Origin of the sequence: Streptomyces sp. NRRL B-24085 (genome assembly GCF_001282115.1) — a bacterium.
Classification (GTDB): Bacteria; Actinomycetota; Actinomycetes; order Streptomycetales; family Streptomycetaceae; genus Streptomyces.
This window is the reverse complement of the sequence record NZ_LJBR01000680.1, coordinates 1-2,219: the sequence shown is the minus strand read 5'-3', so window position 1 is coordinate 2,219 and position 2,219 is coordinate 1. Positions and strand designations below refer to the sequence as shown.

The window sequence follows — 2,219 nt, the reverse complement described above, 5'->3', positions numbered from 1 at the left end:
GACGCAGGCTCTGCGCGCTGGAGCAACCATAGGCGCAGGGCCCGGGCCGACTTGACGCGGAGTCGGGAACGAACGCGGACGAGCGTTCGATCTCACCTCGCCAAGCGTCAAGAAATCGTCAAGAGTTAGGTAAGGTAACGAAGTACTTGGATGCGAAGCCCCACCGCCTCGTGTCCTATGTACGTGAGCTCACGCGCGCGTGATGCGGGTGAGCCAGGGAAGGGAACGGCCGCTGACTGTCCACCACCTCAACCAGCTCCTGCTCGTCTGCTCGCTCGTCCTGCTCGTCGCCGTGGCAGCGGTCCGGATCTCCTCGCGCAGCGGGCTCCCCAGCCTGCTCGTGTACCTGGGGATCGGCATCGCCATGGGGCAGGACGGCATCGGCGACATCCACTTCGACAACGCCGAACTGACCCAGGTCATCGGGTACGCGGCCCTGGTCGTGATCCTGGCCGAGGGCGGACTCGGCACGAAGTGGAAGGAGATCAAGCCGGCCCTGCCGGCCGCCACCGCGCTGGCGCTGGGCGGGGTCGCGGTGAGCGTCGGGGTGACGGCGACGGCCGCGCACTACCTGATCGGCCTCGAATGGCGCCAGGCGCTCATCATCGGCGCGGTCGTCTCCTCGACGGACGCGGCTGCGGTCTTCTCGGTGCTGCGCAAGATCCCCCTCCCCGCGCGCGTGACGGGCACGCTGGAGGCCGAGTCGGGCTTCAACGACGCCCCCGTGGTCATCCTGGTGGTCGCCTTCTCCCAGACCGGTCCGATCGAGCACTGGTACGCGCTGATCGCCGAGATAGTGCTGGAGCTGGCCATCGGCGCCGCCATCGGCATCGCGGTGGGCTGGCTGGGCTCCTGGGGCCTCAGGCACGTCGCCCTGCCCGCCTCCGGCCTCTACCCGATCGCGGTCATGGCGATCGCCGTCACCGCCTACGCCGCGGGAGCGCTGGCGCACGGCAGCGGATTCCTCGCCGTCTATCTCGCCTCCATGGCGATGGGCAACGCCAAACTGCCGCACTGGCCCGCCACCCGCGGATTCGCCGACGGGCTCGGCTGGATCGCCCAGATCGGCATGTTCGTGCTGCTCGGCCTGCTGGTCACCCCGCACGAACTGGGCGACGACGTACTGCCCGGGCTCGTCATAGGGCTGGTGCTGACCATGGTGGCGCGCCCGCTGAGCGTCGTGCTGTGCCTGACCCCGTTCCGGGTGCCGTGGCAGGAGCAGACCCTGATGTCCTGGGCGGGACTGCGCGGCGCCGTGCCCATCATCCTGGCGACGATCCCCATGGTGAGCGGCATCGAGGGCAGCCGTCGCGTCTTCAACATCGTCTTCGTCCTGGTCGTCGTCTACACCCTCGTGCAGGGCCCGACCCTGCCCTGGCTGGCGCGCACGCTGCGCCTGGGCGGCGACTCCGAGGCCGCCGACCTCGGCATCGAGTCGGCGCCCCTGGAGCGGCTGCGCGGGCACCTGCTGTCCGTCGCGATCCCCGAGGGGTCCCGGATGCACGGCGTCGAGGTCAACGAGCTGCGGCTGCCGGCCGGGGCGGCGGTCACCCTGGTCGTCCGCGACGAAAAATCGTTCGTTCCGCTGCCCACCACCGTGCTGCGGCGCGGGGACGAACTGCTCGTCGTCGCCACCGACCCGGTCCGGGACGCCGCCGAACGACGGCTGCGCGCGGTGGGCCACGGCGGCAAGCTGGCCGACTGGCTGGGCACGGGCGGGGACGACAGCACACGTTAAGGGTGTGTTACGGGCCCCCTGTACGATGGTCACCGACCCCTGATCGAACCAACTCTGCCTGACGCAGAGCTGGCGCGACCGTATGGCGGCCGGGACGTCCCTGAGAGCGGTCCCCGGCATCTACCGCAGTCCGCGCAAGAGGACAGCTCTCGGCGCCCCCGCACAGGCGCGCTACCAGGCGGCAGAAAGGCACGGGCCGTGGCATCCACGGTCACCTCCTCCCGCCCGGGATACGGACAGCTGCTGCGCACCCGCGGCGCCTGGACGTTCCTGCTCCCCGGCTTCGCGGCACGCCAGCCGTTCGCGATGCTCACCCTCTCCCTCGTGCTGCTCGTGCAGCACACCACCGGCTCCTACGGCGCGGCGGGCGCCGTCGCGGCCGTCACCGGCGTCTCCATGGCGCTGTTCGCGCCCTGGAGCGGCCGTCTCGCGGACCGCCACGGGCAGCGCGCCGTACTGATCCCCGGCGTCCTGGTGCACA

The 2,219-nt window shown here is 70.8% G+C and carries 1 protein-coding gene and 1 pseudogene; both read left to right on the top strand.

Translation table 11 applies throughout. From position 1 onward, the window contains the following. Positions 1–202 precede the first annotated feature (202 nt). Positions 203–1,738 carry a potassium/proton antiporter gene (locus AOJ26_RS41150; protein ID WP_053853416.1) on the top strand — a complete coding sequence of 512 codons (1,536 nt, stop codon included), beginning with the start codon at positions 203–205 and terminating at the stop codon, positions 1,736–1,738. A gap of 198 nt (positions 1,739–1,936) precedes the next feature. Next, a pseudogene (locus AOJ26_RS41145) lies at positions 1,937–2,219 on the top strand (MFS transporter); the annotation flags it as partial.

Coding starts and splice junctions, on each gene's coding strand:
- AOJ26_RS41150 (WP_053853416.1), top strand. CDS start 203: ATGCGGGTGAGCCAGGGAAGGGAACGGCCGCTGACTGTCCACCACCTC.